Here is a 22,149-nt window from a genome sequence, read left to right as displayed (position 1 = left end):
GCGGATCGCCATCAGCCCGCTGTGGGACGCGTTCTGCAGCCTGCACCATGCCGCACCGCGCCCCCTCCCGGCCCTACGAGAAATGGGTGGCGCGGGCCCGCGAGGTGCTGCGGGAGGACGGGCGGACTGATCCCCTGCGGCTGCTGATCGACGGCCCGCACAACTTCCCGGACTTCCTGCGCTACTTCGCCGAGCTGTACGCCGTCGAACCACGCGCGCAGAAGCGGCGGATCGCGGAGCTGCTCGACCTGGTGGGCCTCTCCGGCCGGGAGAGGGAGCGTGTCGAGGGGTACTCGCGCAGGATGCGGCAGCGGCTGCACATCGCGCGGGGACTGATCCACCGGCCCGATGTCCTGTTCCTCGACGAGCCGTCCATCGGCGTCGACCCGTACGGGACGCTCGGCGCTGTGCTGCTGAGCCCTCGGAACCGGGCTCCGCTCCGGTTCGGCCGGGCGCTGTCGTACGTACTGAACGGCCTGGCCATCAGCGTGTTCACGCCCGCCGCGGCTTGCCTGTTGCCAGGTCTCCGGATTCCGGTTGGGGCGCTGCCGGGGCCGGCCGCGGTCCTGCTCGCCGCTGCGGCGGGATGCTCCGCCTTGGGCCTGGCGCTGGGGGCGCTGGGGCTGAGATTCCGCGATGTCTTCCTCATCTCGAACGTGGCCAGTTCCGGCCTGCTGCTCCTGACCGGCGCCAACGTGCCGCAGGAGAACCTGCCGCAGTGGATGCGGGCAGTCGGGGACGTCCTGTCGATGACCCACGCGGCCGAGGCGGCCCGGGAGTTGTCGGCAGGAGCCGGGCTCGGCGGCCGGGCCATCGCCGCGGAGCTCGCGGCCGGAGCGGGGTATGTGCTGCTCGCCGTCGTGCTGCTGACGGTGTTCGAACGGGGCAGCGGGCGGCGCGCGACCCTGGACGTGATGTGAATTCGGCCATGGTCGTGGCGGATCCAGGGTGACGCGACCACCGCCGGAGCCGGGCTGTTCACCCCGGGTTCGCGTCCGCGACGTTCCGTGGTGGGACTCTCCCCCCGGAACCGGACGACACCGTACGGACAGACCGTGCCGGGCCGCGCCGGGTGACGGGGAGGCGCACGGGTATGGAGAGCGGACCTGCTGTCTTCGCCGGAACGGTGTTCGCACTGTTCGGCGCCGCACTGCTGCTGTGGACGGGGGCGCGCGTGCTGGGCCGTGCGCCGGTGGCGCACGGGGTGAGCCCTGTCGTCTCCACCGCACTCGCCACTGTGTTCGGCGTACTTTTTCTCGCACTCGGGGTGTGGTGCCTCATCCGTATCTGAACCCGAATCCGCACTCGGGCACGCACCCGAGTCCGAACGTGCTCCTGCCGGCCCGGCCACTCCCGGGGGACACGCCCGGACCGCACGCTTCCGGGGCCTCCGCGACGCGGCCCCGGCGCCGCGGAAACCCGCAGGCAGGGGCCGCGCAGACGGCGGACCGAGCGGGCCGGGCGGCAGGAATGGCGGAAGTCGGGTTACCGTTCGAGTGGCCGTTGCGGGCTTTTGCCGTTTGACACGGGGGCGGGTTGTACCGTCACACTCCGCAGCGACAGCACTGTCGGCAGCGCCATCGCGCTGCCCTGATGCCCACCGAGCGTCGACCGGAGAGAAGAGCGAAGTTGTCCCCGACCAGCGAGACCGCACAAGGCGGCCGCCGACTCGTCATCGTCGAGTCGCCCGCCAAGGCGAAGACGATCAAGGGCTATCTCGGCCCCGGATACGTCGTCGAGGCGAGCGTCGGGCACATCCGCGACCTCCCGAACGGCGCCGCCGAGGTGCCGGACGAGTACACCGGTGAGGTACGCCGCCTCGGCGTGGATGTCGAGAACGACTTCCAGCCGATCTATGTCGTCAACGCCGACAAGAAGGCCCAGGTCAGGAAGCTCAAGCAGCTGCTGGCCGAGTCCGACGAACTCTTCCTCGCCACCGATGAGGACCGCGAGGGCGAAGCCATCGCGTGGCACCTGCAGGAAGTGCTCAGGCCCAAGGTCCCGGTGCACCGGATGGTCTTCCACGAGATCACCAAGGACGCGATCCGGGCCGCCGTCGCCAACCCGCGCGAGCTCAACCAGCGCATGGTCGACGCCCAGGAGACCCGCCGCATCCTCGACCGTCTCTACGGCTACGAGGTTTCGCCGGTCCTGTGGAAGAAGGTCATGCCGAGACTGTCGGCGGGCCGTGTCCAGTCCGTCGCCACCCGCCTCGTCGTCGAGCGGGAGCGCGAGCGCATCGCCTTCCGTTCCGCCGAGTACTGGGACCTGACCGGCACCTTCGCCACCGGCCGCAGCGGTGACGCTTCCGACCCCTCGACGCTCACCGCCCGCCTCAGCGCGGTCGACGGCCGCCGCATCGCCCAGGGCCGCGACTTCGGCCCCGACGGGCAGCTGAAGCAGGGGTCCGCGCAGACGCTGCACCTGGACGAGACGAACGCCCGCGCCCTGGCCGCCGCGCTCGCCGACTCCTCGTTCGCCGTACGGTCCGTCGAGTCGAAGCCGTACCGTCGCTCCCCGTACGCCCCGTTCCGTACGACGACCCTCCAGCAGGAGGCGAGCCGGAAGCTGGGCTTCGGGGCGAAGGCCACCATGCAGGTCGCGCAGAAGCTGTACGAGAACGGCTTCATCACCTACATGCGTACCGACTCCACGACCCTCTCGGACACCGCGATCTCCGCGGCCCGGGCGCAGGTCACGCAGTTGTACGGGGCGAATTACCTGCCCGAGAAGCCCCGCACGTACGCCGGCAAGGTCAAGAACGCGCAGGAGGCGCACGAGGCGATCCGCCCCTCCGGCGACCGCTTCCGCACCCCGGCCGAGACCGGCCTCACGGGCGACCAGTTCCGGCTCTACGAGCTGATCTGGAAGCGGACCGTCGCCTCCCAGATGAAGGACGCGGTCGGCAACTCCGTCACCGTCAAGATCGGCGGCCGTGCGAGCGACGGCCGGGACGCCGAGTTCTCCGCCTCCGGCAAGACGATCACCTTCCACGGCTTCATGAAGGCGTACGTCGAAGGCGCCGACGACCCGAACGCCGAGCTCGACGACCGCGAGCGCAGGCTGCCGCAGGTCGCCGAGGGCGACGCGCTGACCGCCGACGAGGTCACGGTCGACGGCCACGCCACCAAGCCGCCGGCCCGCTACACCGAGGCCTCGCTGGTCAAGGAGCTCGAAGAGCGCGAGATCGGCCGTCCGTCGACGTACGCCTCGATCATCGGGACGATCCTCGACCGTGGCTACGTCTTCAAGAAGGGCACGGCGCTCGTCCCGTCGTTCCTGTCGTTCGCCGTGGTCAACCTGCTGGAGAAGCACTTCGGCCGGCTCGTGGACTACGACTTCACGGCCCGCATGGAGGACGACCTCGACCGCATCGCGCGGGGCGAGGCGCAGTCCGTGCCGTGGCTGAAGCGCTTCTACTTCGGCGCGCGGGAGGGTGACGACGCGGCCGGTGCGGGTAAGGCCTCCGACGCGGGCAACGGCGACGGCGACCACCTCGGCGGGCTCAAGGAGCTCGTCACCGACCTCGGCGCCATCGACGCGCGGGAGATCTCCTCGTTCCCCGTCGGCAACGACATCAAGCTGCGTGTCGGCCGGTACGGCCCGTACATCGAGCGCGGCGAAAAGGACTCCGAGGGCCACCAGCGCGCGGACGTCCCCGAGGACCTGGCGCCCGACGAGCTGTCCGTGGAGTACGCGGAGGAGCTGCTGGCCAAGCCGAGCGGCGACTTCGAGCTCGGTGCGGACCCGGTGAGCGGGAACCAGATCATCGCCAAGGACGGGCGCTACGGCCCGTACGTCACCGAGGTGCTGCCCGAGGGCACCCCGAAGACCGGCAAGAACGCGGTGAAGCCGCGGACCGCCTCGCTCTTCAAGTCGATGTCGCTGGACACGGTCACGCTGGCCGACGCGCTGAAGCTGATGTCGCTGCCGCGCGTCGTCGGCGAGGACGCCGAGGGCGTCGAGATCACCGCGCAGAACGGCCGCTACGGCCCGTACCTGAAGAAGGGCACGGACTCGCGGTCGCTGACCTCCGAGGACCAGCTCTTCGACATCACGCTGGAAGAGGCCCTCGCGATCTACGCCCAGCCCAAGCAGCGCGGGCGGGCCGCCGCCAAGCCGCCGCTGAAGGAACTGGGCACGGACCCGGTGAGCGGTGCTCCGGTCGTCGTCAAGGACGGGCGCTTCGGCGCGTACGTCACCGACGGCGAGACGAACGCGACCCTGCGGACCGACGACAGCGTCGAGGACATCACGCCGGAGCGCGGCTACGAGCTGCTCGCCGAGAAGCGGGCCAAGGGGCCTGCCAAGAAGAAGACGGCGAAGAAGGCTCCGGCAAAGAAGGCGCCGGCGAAGAAGGCGACCGCGACGAAGAAGACGACTGCCGCGGCGAAGAAGACGACTGCGGCCAAGAAGACGACGGCTGCGGCGAAGAAGGCTCCTGCCAAGAAGGCGCCGGCTGCGGCGAAGAAGGCGGCTTCTTCGGCCTCTGCGGAGGACTGATCCGCCTGGGGCCTCGGCTCCTGAACGCCGGAGGGGCTGGACTGATGTCCAGCCCCTCCGGCGTTGTCGCGTTGTGGGGGCGGGTGGGGGCGCCTGCCGCGGGCTTGTCCCCTACCCGCCCCTTCCCGTAACCGGGGCTCCGCCCCGGACCCCGCTCCTCAAATGCTGAGAAGGAAGGGCGGAGGGGCTGGAACGGAAGGGCGGAGGGCGCAAGGGGGTGCGGAGCGGCCGGACAGGGCGGAGTTCGAGGCGGCCCGAGGTGCGGGTCCGCGGTCGTATGTTCGGACGCGGCCCCCGGGCACCGGCCCGCTCCCGATAGGCTGGGCGGATGACGCGAGCCGAGCAGCCAACGGTCGTGAGCCCCACCTCCGACACACTTGCCGCAGACTCACGCGAGCGCGCCGTACGAGCCCTGTTGCGTGTTCCCCCGCTGAAGCGGTTGTGGAGCGCCCAGCTCGTCGGCAGTACCGGCGATGCACTCGCCCTTCTCGTGCTGGTGTTGCTGTCGCTGCAAGCGGCGGTCCTTGAGGGCTCATTCGGATCCGGATACCGCGGGGCGGCCTTCGCCGTCGCCGCCGTCTTCGGGGCCCGGATTATTTCCACCTTGCTCTTCGGAGCCGTACTCCTGGGGCCCCTGACGGCCCTGACAGCGCCAGGAGGGCCGCTCGACCGGCGGTGGCTGATGATCGGCGCCGACGGGCTGCGGCTCGCGCTGCTGGTCGTCGCGCCCCTGTGGATCGACTGGACGCCCGACAAGGCGCTCATGATGATCCTCATCACCGTCTTCGTCACCGGCGCGGGCGAGCGGCTGTGGACGATCGCGAAGGACAGCACAGCGCCCGCGCTGCTGCCTGCCCCGCCGATCGAGGGCGCCGCGGTGCGCCCGCTGCCGGATCACATGGACGCCCTGCGCCGGCTCTCGCTGCGTACGGACTTCGCCGCCGTTCCCGTCGCCGCGGCCGTGCTGCTGATCGCCACGCTCATCGGCAACCTGCTGGGCTCGGGGCTGGAGTGGTTCTCGTTCCACCAGGCGGCCCTCGGCTCGTACGTCGCGGCCGGACTGTTCTCCGCCTCGATCTCCACCCTGTACTTCCTGGAACTGCCCGGTACGCAGACGCCCCGCCCGCGCTCGCCCCTGGAAGGGCTGCGCCGGCCGTCCGCCGGCAGCGGACCGGACAAGGGCCGCACGGGCGCCGTCCCGCTGATCGTCGCGACCTGCGCGGCAGTCGCCGGAGCGATCGCGGCCGCGGCCGCCGTCGCCGTCCTGCACGCCGCCGACCTCGGTGGCGGCCCCGTCACCTTCGCCCTGCTGATCCTTGCCCTGACCGGCAGTACGGGCGTCGGTATCCGCACCGCGCAGAAGGTGCTGCCGACCCTGTCGCGCCGGCGGCTGCTCTCCCTGGCCACCGCCGTCACCGGCGTCGCCCTCCTGGTGATGGGCCTGGTGCCGGACACGGCGACCGTCGTCCTGATCGCCGTGCTCGCCGGTTACGCGGCGGGCGTCGCGGCCAACACCGGTCATGTACTCGTCGACCAGGAGACCGAGGAATTCCGCCGGGCCCGGACCACCGAGCACCTCCAGGCCGTCGTCCGGGTCCTGATCGCGCTCGGCGCGGTCGGCGGCCCGCTGGTCGCCGCCGCCATAGGCACCCACCGGCTGACCGCGGGCGACTTCGTCTTCGCGCACGGCGGCGCCGCCTTCACGCTGATGCTGATCGGCGCCCTGCTGCTGCCGGTCGCCGCGATCGTCCTCGCGAAGACCGACGACCGTTCCGGAGTGCCGCTCCGCCGCGATCTGCGCGAGGCACTGCGCGGCGGCGATCCGGCGGTCGCACCCGCCGCGACCGGCTTCTTCCTCGCCCTGGAGGGCGGTGACGGAGCGGGCAAGTCCACCCAGGTCGAGGCGCTCGCCGAGTGGATCCGCGCCAAGGGCCACGAGGTCGTCGTCACCCGCGAGCCGGGCGCGACCCCCGTCGGCAAGCGGCTGCGCTCGATCCTGCTCGACGTGTCGTCGGCCGGGCTCTCCAACCGGGCGGAGGCGCTGCTGTACGCCGCCGACCGCGCCGAGCACGTCGACTCCGTGGTGCGTCCGGCGCTGGAGCGGGGCGCGATCGTCATCTCCGACCGGTACATCGACTCGTCCGTCGCCTACCAGGGCGCGGGCCGCGATCTCGCGCCGACCGAGATCGCCAGGATCTCGCGCTGGGCGACGAGCGGTCTCGTACCGCATCTGACGGTGCTCCTGGACGTGGACCCGCAGACCGCGAGGGAACGGTTCACCGAGGCGCCCGACCGGCTGGAGTCCGAGCCGCCCGAGTTCCACGCCCGGGTGCGCTCCGGCTTCCTGACACTGGCCGCGGCCGACCCGACGCGCTACCTGGTGGTGGACGCCGGACAGGAACCGGAAGCGATCACCACGGTCGTACGGCACCGGCTCGACCACCTCCTTCCGCTCTCCGAGGCCGAGATCAAGGCCCGGGAAGAGGCGCGCAAGGCCGCCGAGGAAGAGGCCAGGCGCCTCGCCGAGGAGGAGGCCGCACGCAAGGCGGAGGAGGAGCGCCTGGAGCGCGAGCGGCAGGAGCAGCTCGCCAAGCTCCGCGCCGAGGAGGAGGAGCGCAAGCGCCGCGAGGAGGAGGAAGCGCGCCGCCGCGAGGCCGAACGCCAGGCGGAGGAGGCCCGGCAGCGCGCCGAGGAGGCCCGGCAGCGTGCCGAGGAGGAGCGCGCCCGGATCGAGGCCGAGGAAGCGGCCCGCGAGGCCGAGCAGGCCAGGCTCCGCCGCCAGGCCGAGGAGGAGGCCCGGCTGCGGCAGGAGGCCGAGGCCCGGCGTCTGGAGAAGCAGCGCAAGGCGGAGGAGGCCCTGCTCCGGGCCGAGGCGGCACGCCGGCAGGCAGAGGCCGAGGCCGCTGCCGCCGCGGAGAGCGCCCGCGCTCAGGCTGCGGCCGCCCAGGCGGAGGCCGAAGCAGAGGCGGCCGAGGCCGCCAAGGCTTCGCGCGCTGCCGCGCAGGCCGCACGGTCCGAGTCGTCCGCGCCGGCCGAATCGGACAGTGAGCTGACGGTGCCGACCCCGATCGTCAACCCGAACGAGATCACGCAGCCGGTGCCTTCCCCGGTGGACCCGCCGTCCGGTTCGGAGCGGCCCCGCAGCGCGTGGCCGTCCGCGCCATGGCCTTCCGACGAGGCCGAGACGGCGATGATCCCGAAGGTCTCCGACGGCCCCGGTCATCCCGGTGCGGCGGATGAGACGGCGGTGCTTCCGCCGGTGCGTGACGCGGGGCGGGACTCCGGACGCGACGCGGGGCGGGACTCCGGACGCGACGCCGACCCCGCGGACCGGGTTCCGCGCGGCATCTTCCGGGACGAGCGCCCGGCGGACTCCGCGCCGGAGGGTGAGAACGAGCGCACCCGCGAGCTGCCGCAGATCACCGACCCGCACGCGAGCCCGCATGCGGACCGGGACCAGCAGGAGTCGTCCGGCCGGTCGCGGCGCCCGCGCCCGGACTGGGCGGAGGAGACCCCGCTGGACGATCTGCCCACGCTGGCGGACGAGCTGCTCGGCGACCACGGCGACGAGGGACCCGCGCCCAAGGGCCGGGGGCGCCGCCCGCGCCGCTGAGCCGGTCTGCCGTCACCCGTCCGTCCGTCTGCCGGGATTGTCAGTCCTGTCCCCCACAATGGGAACCGGATCGACGGACGTCACGGCGACAGCCGTGACGAGAGCCACACGGAGCCGCGCCGCCGTTCCACGGAACGGCGGCGCGGCCGCACATCACTGGAAGGGCGGTGCCCCATGTCCGTATGGGACGACCTGGTCGGCCAGGACCGCGTGCAGGAGCAGCTCGGTGCCGCGGCCCGGGACGCCGACGCGCTGGTCACCGCCCATTCCACGGGGCAGCAGGTGGCGCCCGGCTCGAAGATGACCCACGCCTGGCTGTTCACCGGCCCCCCGGGCTCCGGCCGGTCCACCGCCGCCCGGGCCTTCGCCGCCGCCCTGCAGTGCACCAGCCCGGACCGTGCCCTGGGCGGGGCACCGGGCTGCGGCTTCTGCGACGGCTGCCACACGAGCCTCATCGGTACGCACGCCGATGTCGACGTGATCCGCACCGACCTGCTCTCCATCGGTGTGAAGGAGACCCGCGAGCTGGTCCGCCGCGCCCAGCTCTCGCCGGCCGTCGGGCGCTGGCAGGTCATCGTCATGGAGGACGCCGACCGCCTCACCGAGGGCGCGGGCAATGTGCTCCTCAAGGCGGTCGAGGAGCCCGCGCCGCGCACGGTGTGGCTGCTCTGCGCGCCTTCGCTGGAGGATGTGCTGCCCACGATCCGGTCCCGTTGCCGCCACCTCACCCTGCGTACCCCGTCGGTCGACGCCGTCGCCGATGTCCTGATCCGCCGCGACGGCATCGATCCGGAGCGGGCCGCGGCCGCCGCCCGGGCCACCCAGGGCCACATCGGCCGGGCCCGTCGGCTCGCCACGGACGAGCGGGCCCGTGCCCGCAGAGCGGCCGTACTGAAGCTCCCGCTGCGGGTCGAGGACATCGGCGGCTGCCTCAAGGCCGCCCAGGAGCTGATCGACACCGCCACCGACGACGCGAAGCAGGCGTCCGAGGATGTCGACGTCAAGGAGACGGAAGACATGAAGGCCGCGCTCGGCGCCTCCGCCGGGGGCCGGATGCCGCGCGGCACGGCAGGGGTGATGAAGGACCTGGAGGACCGGCAGAAGCGCCGGAAGACCCGTACCCAGCGCGACAGCCTCGATCTGGCGCTCACCGAACTGACGGGGTTCTACCGGGATGTGCTCGCGCTGCAGCTGGGCTCTCGGATCGCCATCGCCAACGCGGACGCCCAGGACTCCCTGGACCGCATCGCCCGCTCGTCCACACCCGAGCGCACCCTGCGCCGGATCGAGGCCGTGACCGCCTGCCGCCGGGCCCTGGACCGCAATGTGGCCCCGCTGCTCGCGGTGGAGGCGATGACGATGGCGCTGCGGGCGGGCTGAGGCGGCCGGGTCACGGCCGCACGGCGGACCGGCCGCTCACCGAAACACCCGGAACCGAACACCGAATCACCCGAAAGAGCAGGGAATCGGACGAGCCGACGCCCGGCGGCTACGCTCCGGACATGCACACCAGGCGCCCGCTCCGCACCCTCGCCCTAGCGCTCGGCACTGCCGGCCTCCTCATCTCCGGTTGTACCGGCGGGGGTTCGACGTCGGGCGCATCATCGCCCGCGCACGCGGCCTCGGCCACGCCGTCTGCCGTACCGGCGGCGCTGAAGCCGTTCTACGCGCAGCAGTTGAGCTGGCGGGACTGCGGTGTCACCGGATTCCAGTGCGCCACGATGAAGGCACCGCTCGACTACGCGAAGCCGGACGGCGGCGAGATCAAGCTGGCGGTCTCCCGCAAGAAGGCCACCGGGCCCGGCAAGAAGATCGGCTCCCTCCTGGTCAACCCCGGAGGCCCCGGCGGATCTGCGATCGGCTACCTCCAGGGGTACGCCGCGATCGGCTACCCCGCCCAGGTGCGCGCCCGCTACGACATGGTCGCCATCGATCCGCGCGGGGTGGCGCGCAGCGAACCCGTCGAATGTCTCACCGGTTCCCAGATGGACGCCTACACGCAGGTCGACCAGACCCCGGACGACGCCGTCGAGGTCACGAAGCTGAGCAGCGCTTTCAAGAAGTTCGCCACCGGATGCGAGCAGCGCTCGGGCGAGAACCTGCCGCACGTCTCCACCGTGGAGACGGCCCGGGACATGGACATGCTGCGGGCGCTGCTCGGGGACGAGCGGCTGCACTACGTCGGGGCCTCGTACGGAACCTTCCTGGGGGCGACGTACGCCGAACTCTTCCCCGCGCGGGTGGGCCGTCTCGTTCTCGACGGTGCGATGGACCCCTCGCTCCCCTCGGTCGAGATGAACCGGGACCAGACCGCGGGGTTCGAGACCGCGTTCCAGTCCTTCGCGGCGGACTGCGTGAAGAAGAAGGACTGCCCGCTCGGCACGGCGTCCGCCGCCGACGCGGCGACGAATCTCAAGAAGCTGTTCAGCGATCTCGACGCGAAGCCGATCGCCACGGGTGAGTCCCGCAAGCTCGGCGAGTCCCTCGCCACCACGGGCGTCATCGCCGCCATGTACGACGAGACGGCCTGGCCCCAGCTCCGCGAGGCGCTCACGGGCGCCGAGGCGGGGGACGGCTCGGGGCTGCTCTCCCTGGCGGACAGCTACTACGAGCGCGAGCCGAACGGCACGTACGCGAACCTCATGTACGCGAACGCGGCCGTGAACTGCCTGGACCTTCCGCCCGCCTTCGCCACCTCCCAGGCGGTCACCCAGGCCCTGCCCACCTTCGAGAAGGCCTCGCCGGTCTTCGGGAAGGGCTTCGCCTGGGCCTCCCTGAACTGCGCCTACTGGCCGGTCCCCGCCACCGGCACCCCGCACCCCATCAAGGCCGAGGGCGCCGCCCCGATCGTGGTCGTCGGCACCACCCGGGACCCGGCGACCCCGTACAAGTGGGCGAAGTCCCTGGCCGGCCAGCTCTCGTCGGGCACGCTCCTCACCTACGAGGGCGACGGGCACACGGCGTACGGCCGCGGCAGCGACTGCATCGACACGGCGATCAACACGTACCTCCTGGAGGGCAGCGCGCCGGACGACGGCAAGAAGTGCTCCTGACCTGCGGCGGAGGTGGGGAAACGGCCTGGTGCGGAGCGCCCCTCGAAACTGTGTAGACTTGGGCCCGCTGCTGATCGCACCATGGTGTGACAGGGCGTGCCGCCTTAGCTCAGTTGGCCAGAGCAACGCACTCGTAATGCGTAGGTCTCGGGTTCGAATCCCGAAGGCGGCTCCGCTTAAGCCTCAGGACTCACTCGCCGTGACCTGGGGCTTTTGCTTTTTCCTGATTGACTGGTGGTCTACACCACATGCCTGATCGGGCTCCAAAGTGGCCCATGGGGGCCAGATGGGGGCCCGCGCACGACGTAATGCGTAGGTCTCGGGTTCGAATTCCGAAAGCGGATGCGAGAAGAGCCAGGAGGGCCCCTCTGACCTGGCCTTTTCTCGTTTACTTGATCGGCTTCTGGTCCAACCGCTTGCCGAATGGGCCCTGAGGCGGCCCGGCGGGCTCAATCTGGGGCCTGCGCGGGCCTCCGCCCGTCCGCCCTCAGGCCCTTCTTCGAGGCACGGCTGTGCCCGGCGGAGCTGGCCGGCGGCTTGACGCCGTGGGTGCGGGGCCTATCGGGCGTCGGCGAACACCGATGGCTTCCTGGCCGGGTTCCGAATCGACCGCAGCGGTGTGAATCTGGTGCTGTTTCACGGCTCCGAGCTGTACGAACTCTCGTGCGAGGAGTCGAGCAGGTGCCGCATGCACTCTTCCCGGCCAGCCACATCCGGCCGAACCGAAGCTGCCCAGAGCGCCCAGCCGTTGGTGTTCGTCGGCTTCAGCTCCATTTATTGCCCGAGTTGCCAGACGAAGTCACCCTGCAGCGGACCCACACAACCGGCGGCGCTGCCCGCTCCTCACCGGCGGTGGTCGACGGCATCGTCTACGTCGGCAGCAATGACGGCATCGGCAAGATCGACGCCACGCTATTCGCCCTCGACGCCAACACCGGCGCCGGACACGCCAGTTGAGAGTGAGAAGCGGGAACCGGCCCCTGTCCGCCCGATTTCGCGAGGATCATGAGTGGCGCTAAGCCCTTCTATGGCGGAGCCGCCGTATAAGCGGGCGCATCCATCTCAAGTACACCAAGGGCAAAGCCCCGCACTCCGCGCACCACGTCTGCAACACAGGCATCCACATCAAGGAGTCAGAGTGATCGTCCTGCCATACGATCTAGATCTGCCGGACCGTGACACAGTGCTCAGCCAGGCGATCCCCTTCAACCGAGCCCGGTGGATACCCGTGCTGCCAGACGTGACGTGGTGGCCGGCCGAACTCGACTCATGCCCGCGCGTAGGAAAGTGGCCGCGAGTGGACCGCCGAACCGTGTTCAGCATCGCTCTCAAAGCGGACACCGTTGAAGGACGTCGGCACCTGCTCGTCGCGGCGTTGGTCTGGGGCACGGGCACCAAGGCCCGGTCAGTAGACAGGCGCGCGCAAATCTTTCGCCACTCTCCAGGTCCTGACATCGACGCGCGACTCGACGCGGCACTCAAGGCACTCCGAGAGCGAGGAGCTACGGAAGCGTACTGGGCCTTGCACAATGACCAGCACATCTCCTACCTGGGGGCGGCGTTCTTCACCAAGGTCCTGTACTTCGCCGGGCGCGAAGGCCCCGCCGGACCCTATCGGCCGGTCATCCTGGACAGCGTCGTCTCGCAAGCTCTCAAAGACCTGAAAACGGTCGACGCCGACTGGCCGGAGAACGGCTGGACCACTGACCAGTACAGGCGGTACCTGGAGGGAGTACACGACCTTGCGCAGAGACGAGGCGTCCTGCCGGACCAGGTCGAGGCCGCGCTGTTCTTCCGTGGCAAACAACTGTCCTGACTACCAGGGCCGTGCGCGGCATCGGCATGCTCTCTGTGATCGGCAGCGGCGAGCGCAGGATCCCAGCGGAACTGAAGCGACGTTGCCGAGCCAACCGCCCTGGCGCTCGGCTCCGACAACGGCGAGGTCCTCGACCTGCGCATGGACCGGCCCGCGGTTCGCTTCCTGCGCGGCGACTACCGCCGGGCTCTGCCCGAGTTCGACGCGCTTGTCGACGCTTCCCCCGCACCGCCTGACCCACCAGCGAAAAGGTGCGCTCCTGCCATGTCCAGGCCGCGCACTGCCGCGCCGAATTGGGCCGGGCGGCGACGCCAACCCTCGTGAACCTTGTCGGTCACAGCACTAGGCTGCCAAAGGTGCCGCATGGGCGTGATGACGGGGAGCAGCATATGGACGACCTATTGGACACACTGAAGAAGTGCGTTGATCGGCTGGGTCGTTACCGCAGCCTCGGAAGCCGGGTGGGCGAGCAGAACACGAAAGCCGGCCTCATCGAACCAGTGATCGCCGCCCTGGGTTGGGACGTGCTGGAGCCAGACGAGGTGCACCGTGAGTACCGACGGCGGACGACCGACAACCCCGTCGACTACGCGCTGATCCTCATGCGCATGCCCCGGCTGTTCATCGAAGCGAAGGCGATTGGGGAGAACCTCGACGACCCGCGCTGGGCAAATCAGACGATCAGCTACGCAGCAGTCGCGGGTGTGGAATGGGTTGCGCTGACCAACGGGGCGGAATGGCGCGTGTACAACGCTCATGCGCCGGTTCCGGTCGAGCACAAGCTCTTCCGCACCGTGCGGATCGCTGACGACATCGATGCCGCCTTCGAGCTGTTGTCCTTGCTGAGCAAGGACAACATGCGCGACAACCGCATCCAGGAGTTGTGGCGCAGTTTCTTCGTTGACCGCGAGGTCAACCTCGCTCTCAATGACTTGTTCGCCTCCGGTGAGCCTCCCAGAGACCTTATCGATCTGCTCGCCAAGCGCGTGCCGAAGTTGCCCCACGCGGACCTCCGGGCGAGCCTGCAACGGGTACGCGCTACCTTTGACTTCCCCCGCGCCGGGGTCGCTCCAGCGATCTCCGCGCCTCCGGTCCCCGCACCTCGACCAGCCGAACCCTCGCCTGCTGAATCCTCCATCCCCAAATCTCGGGCGTCGGGCCAACCACCTTCGACGAGATCGCGGAAGATAGCAGTCAGCGAAGATGAGAGGCACGTGGGCTTCGAGGAAATGATGGCCGCCGGCAGGGTGGCCCCCGGGGCGACCCTGCACGGTGACTACATGGGGCAACGACACACCGCAACCGTGTTGGCCTCTGGCCAGATCCGCTACCAGGAGAAGGTTCACCCTTCGCTCTCGGCTGCCGGGCGAGCGGTCAAGCTCCACGTCAGAGGCCGCAATACCCCTGAGTCCACCTTGTCCACCGATGGGTGGGACTTCTGGCGCACCACAGACCCGGTCCGTGGCGACGAAGTGACCCTAAAGACACTACGACGTCGGGTGGTCCATGCCCAACGTGATCAGTGAGAGTCCTGCCGCTGAGAGATGCCCTTCGCACTTTGCCGGCGACAGGAGCCGACTCCTGATCAGCTCGTCCTCGCTCCGTGCGCGACATGATGACGGGGGCGGAGGCATGGCGTTCATCCGGCGAAATGGGCCGCCCGTGTCGGGACGCGGAGCAAGCGTCGTTACAGCGGTTTCCGAGATTCTGGCCCCGGGCAGAGCGGTCACCTCGGCGGCGGTACCGGTGATCAAGAGTCCTGCCCTACGGCGTTGAGCGCCCGGAAGGGGACGAGGTCCAGCGCGTACCCCTTCTCGCTGTCGTCCAACACGCCGTGATCTGCGAGCCGGTCGGTGAAGCGGCGGACCTCGTCCAGGCCGAGACCGGTGACTGCGGCGATGTCGCCGCGGTCGCAACACTCGCCGGGCTCGATGTCCTGGACCCAAGCCGCCAGCAGTACGTCCGAGGTGACGCGCTCAGGGTGACGAGGCGCGGACCGCCGCAATCGATACGGAGGTTCGGTGGTCCGCAAGCCGGAGATCCGCCCGAGCGTCTTGTACTGACTGGTCCCACAGGTGAGCCCGCGCCGCTAGCCTGTCTCAGCGGCCCAGGAGGAGTGGCCGCGTAGACGGCCGGAGGCCATACCCCCAGCGGGGTATGGCCTCTTTGCGTCGCAAGGGTGATGCGCCGGACACCCTTTTCCGCCCGCCGCTGACCTGGCGGCCAGTCCGCCGGGAGCCCAGGTGCCAGTCGAAGGGGCCCGATGGGGGCCAGATGGGGGCCGGAAGGATGGTGAAACCCCGTGAACGATCATGAGAGCCGGGGTAGGCCCATGCGGGATGACCTGCTAAAACGGTGAATCCGGGGTTAGTCAGGGAAGGGTAGGGGGCGCTCTGGCAACCTCGTAATGCGTAGGTCTCGGGTTCGAATCCCGAAGGCGGCTCGGATCAGCCCCAGGACTCACTCGCCGTGACCTGGGGCTTTTTCATGCCCTGACGCGGCGGGACAGTGCGGAAGCCCGCCTCGCGCCCCGGTGTCCGGCCGGTGGCCGGCAGGGGGAATCGGTGGGGCCGGGCGGGGTCTCTTCGGTGCCGTCCGTCAGGGGCTGATGTGTATGATCGCCGCCGGGCCGGCCTCCGGCATTCTGCGCCGCTGCAATGGACCCGATCAGCAGGGTGTGACGGAGGAGGCGGCGGATGGCAAGCCCGATGGGCGGGGAGATATCGAGGCCGGCGAGCGAGAGAGCCGTGCTGACAGCGCCCCCCGCACCGGATCGTTCGGCTGCGTCCGCGCCCGTTCGGGCCGGCAGGGACCCCTTCTTCGACAATGCCAAGTTCCTGCTGCTCGTCCTGGTGGTCTGCGCGCACTTCTGGGCCGACTGGATCAACCACAGCGATGCCGTGAGGTCTGCGGGAGCGTGGGTCTACTCCTTCCACATGCCGGCCTTCATCGTGCTTTCCGGTTACCTCTCCCGTAGCTACACCGGGCGCCCGGATCAGGTGAAGCGGCTGATCACCGGGGTTCTGGTCCCGTACCTGATCTTCGAGACCCTCTATGCGCTCGTCCGGCAGTACGTCCTGGACGAGGGCGACATCGATATCACCATCCTCCAGCCCTGGTTCGTCTGCTGGTTCCTCGTCGCCCTGTTCATCTGGCGGATCACCACGCCCGTCTGGCGTGCTGTGCGCTGGCCGGTGGCCGTGGCTGTCGTGATCTCGATGCTCTCGGGTCTCACCAGCAACGGGAACATCCTGCAGTTCGCCCGGGTGCTCCAGTTCCTGCCCTTCTTCGTGCTGGGTCTGCAACTGCGCAGGGAGCACTTCGAGTGGCTGCGCTCCCGGCACGTCAGGGTGGTCTCGGCCCTGGTGCTGTGCCTCGCACTGCCCGTCTCCTACCTGGTGGCCCCGCGGCTGGGCGAGTGGGAATGGTTCAGCTGGCGGCACGACTACACCGAGCTGCACGTCTCGCTCTCGTTCTGGTTCTTCATGCGGATCGCGCTGTTCGTCGCAGCGGCGGTCATGACGGCGGCGTTCTTCTCGCTCGTCCCGAACCGCAAGACCTGGTTCACGGTCATGGGCACGCGCACGATGTACGCCCTCCTGCTGCACCCGCTGCTCTACCGTGCGGCTGTGGACGCCGGGGTCTACTCCCGGCTGGATTCGCCCTGGGGCAAGCTCGCGCTGACCGCCGCGGCCGCCGTTGTCGCCGTCGTGCTGATGACCGCTGTGGTGCAGCGGATCTTCCGGCCGCTCGTCGAGCCTCGCCTGGACCGGCTGATGTCCTGAGGGCCCGGGTCCGGCAGCCGGCGCCCGTCGCGCGGGTTCACCGGCCGGGGTGCCTCAGCCCCGCAGGTACGCCAGCACCGCCAGGACACGGCGGTTCGTGGTGTCGTCGAGGGACAGGTCGAGCTTGCCGAGGATGCTGGCGAAGTGCTTGCTGACCGTGCCCTCGCTGACCGTCATCGCGGCGGCGATCGAGGCGTTGGACCTGCCCTCCGCCATCAGGGCCAGTACCTCCTGCTCGCGTGCGGTGAGCCGTGCGAGCGGGTCCCGGCGGCGGCGGATCAGCTGGCGCACCACCTCGGGGTCCACGACCGTGTTCCCGGCGGCGACCCGGTGCAGGGCCTCGATGAACTCCTCGACGTCGCCGATGCGCTCCTTGAGCAGATAGCCGACGCCCCTGCCGTCGGCGGAGTCGAGCAGCTCCTCGGCGTAGGCGCGCTGGACGTACTGGCTGAGTACGAGGATGGGCAGCCCCGGCTGGCGGGTGCGCAGTTCGATGGCGGCGCGCAGGCCCTCGTCGGAGAGGCCGGGGGGCATGCGCACATCGGTGACCACGATGTCCGGGCCGTGCTCGGCCACGGCCGCGATCAGCTCGTCCGCCGTACCGGCGCCCGCCACGACCTGGTGGCCGAACCGCTCCAGCAGACCGATCAGGCCCTCCCGCAGGAGCACACTGTCCTCGGCCAGTACGATGCGCACGCTCAAGTCCTCGTATCCGCAGGTGACATGGGGACCTGCAGCCGAAATACCGTGGGCCCGCCGGGCGGACTGGACAGTAGCAGGTGGCCGTCGAGCACCGAGATGCGGTCGGCCACGCCCTGGAGCCCCGTGCCGCCACCGCTGTCGGCGCCGCCCACCCCGTCGTCCGACACCTCCACCACCAGCCGGCCCCTGTCCGTCCGGCCGCTCACCCGGGCGCGCCCCGCCCCGCTGTGCCTGGCCACATTGGTCAGCGCCTCGCAGACCGCGAAGTAGACCGCCGTCTCGACCGCTTCCGGGAGCCGGTCCGGCGTCAGGTCGAAGTCCACGTCCACGGGAACCACCGAACGGTCCGCCACATCCTCCACCGCGGCCCGGAGGCCGCGGTCGGTGAGGACCTGGGGGTGGATGCCCCGGATGAGCTCCCTGATCTCCGCCAACGCCGTCCCGGCCTCCTCGCGGGCCTTGGTGAGCAGTCCGGCCAGTGGTTCGGCCGGGTCCTCCAGCCGGGCGAGACCGAGCGTCATGGACAGGGCGACGAGCCGCTGCTGTGCCCCGTCGTGCAGGTCGCGTTCGATCCGCCGGCGCTCCGCCTCGAAGGCGTCCACCAGCCGCATCCGGGAGCGCCCCAACTCCCGCAGCCTGGTGTCCAGTCCGGAATCCGGCGCGGAGAGCAGCTGCCGGGTCAGCGCGGCCCGGCCGGTTGCCAGGACCCCGAGTGGATACGCGAACAGGGGGAGCAGCGCCAGTCCGGCGAGCAGCAAAGCGAAGGCGGGCGGGTAGCTGTCGATCAGCCAGATCTTGAGTACGCGCGTCTCCCCGTCCCCGCTCGCCGCCAGCAACGCGGGAGCGGCGATCAGACCGGCGCAGACGACGAGGGCCGTGCCCACGGCCAGCGCCTCCAGCGGCCACAGGACCAGGGCGAACAGCAGCGTGTAGCCCAGCTCCCGCCAGGTGGCGCGCTCCCGGAGGCGGGTGCGCAGCCAGGCCGGGAGACCGGTGCCGTCGGGCTCGCGGTGGGCCGGGGGGATCGGCCGGGGGTCGAGCAGCCGCAGTCTGCGCCGCTCCAGGGCGGCCAGCGGAATGCCCGCGAGCACGAGCGTGAGGAGCAGCGGGATGCCGACCAGGACCACGGTGAGCACGCTGCCCGCGATCACCAGGAGGAGCAGGACGGTGAGGGTCGCGAGGCCCAGGGGCACGCTCGTCAGCAGGTAGAGCGTGGCGCGCCACGGCCACGCGGTGCGTAGGTAGCGGCGCTGCCCCAGCGCCTGCCGCAGGCCCGGGGAGGGCGGGGAGTCGGCTGAGGGGGCGGCGGGGGAGGACATGAGGGAACGTTAGGCCGGGCCGGGAGGCCCGGACCACCCGGTGAGGTCTACTTCCGGGGTGGAGCCAGCTCCACCCCGGGGACTCGTGCTCGCTGTGATGTGCCGCGGGGGCGGCGCCGGTTGAGTGGTGAGCATGAATCACGCAGCTGTCCGACTCCGCTCGGTCTCCCGGTCCTACGGCAGGAACACCGGCGCGGTGACCGCGCTGGACGGGGTCAGCCTCGATGTCCTCCGGGGCACGTTCACCGCTGTCATGGGCCCGTCCGGCTCCGGCAAGTCGACCTTGCTCCAGTGCACCGCCGGCCTCGACCGGCCCACCGGCGGGCAGGTGTTCCTCGGCGACACCGAACTGACCGGACTCAGCGAGCGGAAGCTGACGCTGCTGCGCCGCACCCGCATCGGTTTCGTCTTCCAGTCCTTCAACCTGCTCCCCTCGCTCACCGCCGAGCAGAACGTCGCCCTCCCGCTGAGGCTGGCCGGCCGCCGGACGAAGCGGGCCGAGGTCCTGGACGTACTGGAACGGGTCGGGCTGCGCGAACGGGCCGGGCACCGGCCCGGCGAACTGTCCGGCGGGCAGCAGCAGCGCGTGGCCCTGGCTCGCGCCCTGGTCACGCGGCCCGATGTGCTGTTCGGCGACGAACCCACGGGCGCCCTGGACTCCACGACCGGCCGGCAGGTGCTGACCCTGCTGCGCACCATGGTCGACGGCGGCCAGACCGTGATCATGGTGACGCACGATCCGGTCGCCGCCTCCTACGCGGACCGGGTGCTGTTCCTGGCCGACGGCCGGGTGCGGGACGAGCTGGTCTCCCCGTCCGCCGAGCAGGTCGCGGCGCGCATGACGCGGATGGCGGCCCTGTCGTGCTGAGCCTCGCGCTACGCGGTCTGCGGACCCGCTGGGTCACCTTCGTCGGCTCGTTCCTCGCGCTGGCCCTCGGTGTGGGGATCGTCGCCACCACCGGGATGGCCCTCGCGGCCACGTTCGACGCCCCCCGTCACGGGCCCGAGCGGTTCGCCGCCGCCCCGGTCGTGGTGCGGGGCGAGGACCGGCTGCGGGTACGGACCCCGAGCGGGGTGCGGACCCAGGAGCTGACCTCGCCCCGGGCCGTCCCGGCGGAGCTGGTCACGGCCCTCGCGAAGCTGGGCCGTACGGTCGAGGACCGCACGTTCCCCGTCACGGTCGGCGACGCCCGTGTCAAGGAGGACGGGGCAACGGTCGGCCACCCGTGGCCGATCGCGGCCGCCGCTCCCTACCGGCTGGCCACCGGACGCGCCCCTGCCGCCGCCGGAGAGGTCGTCGTCACCGCGGGGGCCGGCGCCGGTGTGCGTACGGGGGAGCGGATCACGGTCACCACCGCCGCGGGGGCCGTCACCCGGACCGTGGTCGGCACGGTGCGGTCCGCCGGGTTCGAGACCGCCGTGTTCTTCACCGCGGCCGAGGCTGCCCGGATCTCCCCGGTCATCGACGCCGTGGCGGTGTACGCGAAGCCGGCGGCGGTGCGCGCGGTCGTGGCCCGGGTGGACCGGATGGCGGTGCTCACCGGCGACGACCGCCGCCGGGCCGACCCCGACCCGGACCGGGACGCCGAGGCGCTGGTCTCCGTGAACGCGCTGCTGGGCACCGCCGCCGGCATCACCGTGTTCGTCTCCGTCTTCGTGGTCGCCTCCACGTTCTCCTTCGCCGTGGCCCAGCGCCGCCGCGAGTTCGGCCTGCTGCGCACGGCGGGCGCGACCCCCGGCCAGCTGCGGCGGATGGTGTACGCCGAAGCCGCCGTCATCGGCGTACTGGCGTCGGCGGCGGGCTGCCGACTGGGTGTCCTCGGTGCGCCCCGGCTCGCCTCCTGGATGGTCGGCGAGGGCATCGCGCCCGGCTGGTTCGCGATCGGCGAGCAGAACTGGCCGCTGCACACCGCCTTCTGGACCGGGCTCGCCGTGGCGCTCGCCGGTGCGGTCGCGGCCTCGGGCCGGGCCGCGAGGGTGGGACCGGCCGAGGCGCTGCGCGAATCGGCCGTCGACAGCGGTTCGATGCCGCTGAGCCGGGTGCTGCTGGGCGCGACCGTCCTGCTGACCGGGGCCGTGCTGCTGGGTATCGCCCTCGTCCAGGACCCCGGAAGCGTCCTCAAGCGCAAGACGTACGTCACCCAGCCGATGCTGCTCATCGTCGGCTTCGCCCTGTTCGCACCCGTTCTCGTACGGCCCGTCATCCGCTTCCTCGCCTGGCTGCCGTCGCGACTGCCCGGCGCCACCGGCGTACTGGCGAGGGAGAACGCCTCCGCCGGGCTGCGCCGGACGGCCGCGGTCGCGGCGCCCGTGATCGTCACCGTGGCGCTCGCCGCCTCGCTGATGGGCACCACGGCGACCCTCGACGAGGCCAGGGCCACCGAGGCGCGCACCCAGGTGACCTCGGACTTCGTGATCACGGCGGACGGCGAGGGCGCCGCCCTCCCGCCACGGTTCGTCGAGCGGGCCCGGGCCGTCCCGGGCGTCGTCGTCAGCGCCTCGCGGTCCACCTCCGTGACCGTGCTGGAGGAGGGCACGGCACTGGTCACCTCCGAGGCGCGGGCCGTGGACCCGGCCGACGCGGCGGCGGTGTCGGCGCTCCCCGTGGTGGCGGGCAGCCTCGCCGGCCTTGACGACGACTCCGTCGTCGTCAACGAGGAGTGGATGACCACGACGGTCGGCGAACGCGTCGGCGTCTGGCTGGCCGACGGCCGCAAGGTCACCCTGCGGGTGGCGGCAGTGCTGAGCACCGGCACCGGGAACAACGGGGTGTATGTGACCCCGCGCAACGCCGGCGGCGCCGCGATCGACCGGATCGACGTCAAGGTCAACCGAGACACGCGGCGTTCAGTCGTCGCGGGCCAATTGGAGGCAGTCGGCCGGGCGACGGGCACGGCGGTGGTGACGAGAGCCGGGTGGCTGTCCGCCGGCCACCGGCAGTCCGGTGCGAACACCCGCCTCGGACTGCTGATGATCCTTCTCATCGCCCTGGTCTACACGGGCATCGCGCTGGCCAACACGCAGGTGATGGCGACCTCGGACCGGGTGCGCGACCTGGCGGTGCTGCGGCTCGCCGGGGCGACGAAGGCGCAGGTGCTGCGGTTGGTGGGGGCGGAGGCGCTGCTCGTGGTGGCGGTGGGCGCGGTGCTCGGCGGGGCGGTGGCAGCGCTGGACCTGTTCGGCGTACGGGCCGCGCTCGGGCTCCTCGACGTGCACTCGGCCGTCGTCGTCCCGTGGGGGGTCATCGGTTCGGTCCTCGCCGTGTGCGCACTCCTGGCGGTGGTCTTCGCGGTGCTGCCCGCCACGCTCGCCCTGCGCACCCGGCCGGTCGAACTCGCGGGAGCCCGGGAGTAGTTCG

At 71.0% G+C, this 22,149-nt stretch carries 15 protein-coding genes and 1 tRNA gene; 13 read left to right on the top strand and 3 right to left on the bottom strand.

Annotated elements, in window-relative coordinates; translation table 11 throughout:
- The first annotated feature begins 47 nt into the window (after window positions 1–47).
- From ACFYPA_RS13990 to ACFYPA_RS13945, 10 genes are all read left to right on the top strand, one after another.
- Window positions 48–920 (top strand): ABC transporter permease, encoded by an 873-nt coding sequence (locus ACFYPA_RS13990; RefSeq protein ID WP_389131822.1) that lies wholly within the window; start codon window positions 48–50, stop codon window positions 918–920.
- A 173-nt stretch (window positions 921–1,093) separates the two neighbouring features.
- Window positions 1,094–1,291 carry a hypothetical protein gene (locus ACFYPA_RS13985; RefSeq protein ID WP_359080679.1) on the top strand — a complete coding sequence of 66 codons (198 nt, stop codon included), beginning with the start codon at window positions 1,094–1,096 and terminating at the stop codon, window positions 1,289–1,291.
- Between the two features lie 338 nt (window positions 1,292–1,629).
- Window positions 1,630–4,503 (top strand): type I DNA topoisomerase, encoded by a 2,874-nt coding sequence (gene topA / locus ACFYPA_RS13980; RefSeq protein WP_359318320.1) that lies wholly within the window; start codon window positions 1,630–1,632, stop codon window positions 4,501–4,503.
- A 328-nt stretch (window positions 4,504–4,831) separates the two neighbouring features.
- A complete protein-coding gene (gene tmk, locus ACFYPA_RS13975) occupies window positions 4,832–8,116 on the top strand; it encodes a dTMP kinase (protein ID WP_389131819.1) in 3,285 nt (1,094 codons plus the stop codon).
- Window positions 8,117–8,290: 174 nt separating this feature from the next.
- A complete protein-coding gene (locus ACFYPA_RS13970; RefSeq protein ID WP_359080673.1) occupies window positions 8,291–9,496 on the top strand; it encodes a DNA polymerase III subunit delta' in 1,206 nt (401 codons plus the stop codon).
- A gap of 122 nt (window positions 9,497–9,618) precedes the next feature.
- Complete coding sequence (locus ACFYPA_RS13965; RefSeq protein ID WP_389131816.1) at window positions 9,619–11,169, top strand: alpha/beta hydrolase; 1,551 nt, start codon at window positions 9,619–9,621, stop codon at window positions 11,167–11,169.
- A gap of 98 nt (window positions 11,170–11,267) precedes the next feature.
- A tRNA-Thr gene (locus ACFYPA_RS13960) sits at window positions 11,268–11,341 on the top strand.
- Between the two features lie 614 nt (window positions 11,342–11,955).
- Window positions 11,956–12,126 carry a PQQ-binding-like beta-propeller repeat protein gene (locus ACFYPA_RS13955; protein ID WP_359080669.1) on the top strand — a complete coding sequence of 57 codons (171 nt, stop codon included), beginning with the start codon at window positions 11,956–11,958 and terminating at the stop codon, window positions 12,124–12,126.
- A 181-nt stretch (window positions 12,127–12,307) separates the two neighbouring features.
- Window positions 12,308–12,985, top strand: a complete 678-nt coding sequence (locus tag ACFYPA_RS13950; protein WP_359080667.1) for a hypothetical protein — start codon at window positions 12,308–12,310, stop codon at window positions 12,983–12,985.
- Window positions 12,986–13,374: 389 nt separating this feature from the next.
- Entirely contained in the window at window positions 13,375–14,511 is a 1,137-nt protein-coding gene (locus ACFYPA_RS13945) for a hypothetical protein (protein ID WP_359080665.1), read from the top strand.
- 224 nt (window positions 14,512–14,735) lie between these two features.
- On the opposite strand, the gene ACFYPA_RS13940 is transcribed toward ACFYPA_RS13945, so the two are convergent.
- Window positions 14,736–15,017 carry a hypothetical protein gene (locus ACFYPA_RS13940; RefSeq protein ID WP_359080663.1) on the bottom strand — a complete coding sequence of 94 codons (282 nt, stop codon included), beginning with the start codon at window positions 15,015–15,017 and terminating at the stop codon, window positions 14,736–14,738.
- Between the two features lie 664 nt (window positions 15,018–15,681).
- Between ACFYPA_RS13940 and ACFYPA_RS13935 the strand changes: the two genes are divergently transcribed.
- Window positions 15,682–16,770, top strand: a complete 1,089-nt coding sequence (locus ACFYPA_RS13935; protein WP_359080661.1) for an acyltransferase family protein — start codon at window positions 15,682–15,684, stop codon at window positions 16,768–16,770.
- A gap of 54 nt (window positions 16,771–16,824) precedes the next feature.
- On the opposite strand, the gene ACFYPA_RS13930 is transcribed toward ACFYPA_RS13935, so the two are convergent.
- Together ACFYPA_RS13930 and ACFYPA_RS13925 are read right to left on the bottom strand one after the other, a co-directional pair.
- Entirely contained in the window at window positions 16,825–17,466 is a 642-nt protein-coding gene (locus ACFYPA_RS13930) for a response regulator transcription factor (RefSeq protein WP_359080659.1), read from the bottom strand.
- Between the two features lie 2 nt (window positions 17,467–17,468).
- Entirely contained in the window at window positions 17,469–18,791 is a 1,323-nt protein-coding gene (locus ACFYPA_RS13925) for a sensor domain-containing protein (RefSeq protein ID WP_359080657.1), read from the bottom strand.
- Window positions 18,792–18,924: 133 nt separating this feature from the next.
- Between ACFYPA_RS13925 and ACFYPA_RS13920 the strand changes: the two genes are divergently transcribed.
- A complete protein-coding gene (locus ACFYPA_RS13920) occupies window positions 18,925–19,659 on the top strand; it encodes an ABC transporter ATP-binding protein (protein ID WP_359080655.1) in 735 nt (244 codons plus the stop codon).
- Window positions 19,653–22,145: an ABC transporter permease gene (locus tag ACFYPA_RS13915; protein WP_359080654.1), complete on the top strand. Its 2,493-nt coding sequence runs from the start codon at window positions 19,653–19,655 to the stop codon at window positions 22,143–22,145. The genes ACFYPA_RS13920 and ACFYPA_RS13915 overlap by 7 nt, the downstream gene beginning before the upstream one ends.
- The last annotated feature ends 4 nt before the right edge of the window (window positions 22,146–22,149 follow it).

It is taken from the genome of Streptomyces sp. NPDC005775, from assembly GCF_042871565.1.
Taxonomy (GTDB): domain Bacteria; phylum Actinomycetota; class Actinomycetes; order Streptomycetales; family Streptomycetaceae; genus Streptomyces.
Note: the sequence above shows the minus strand (reverse complement) of the source record. Positions and strands in the feature narration are given on the sequence as shown.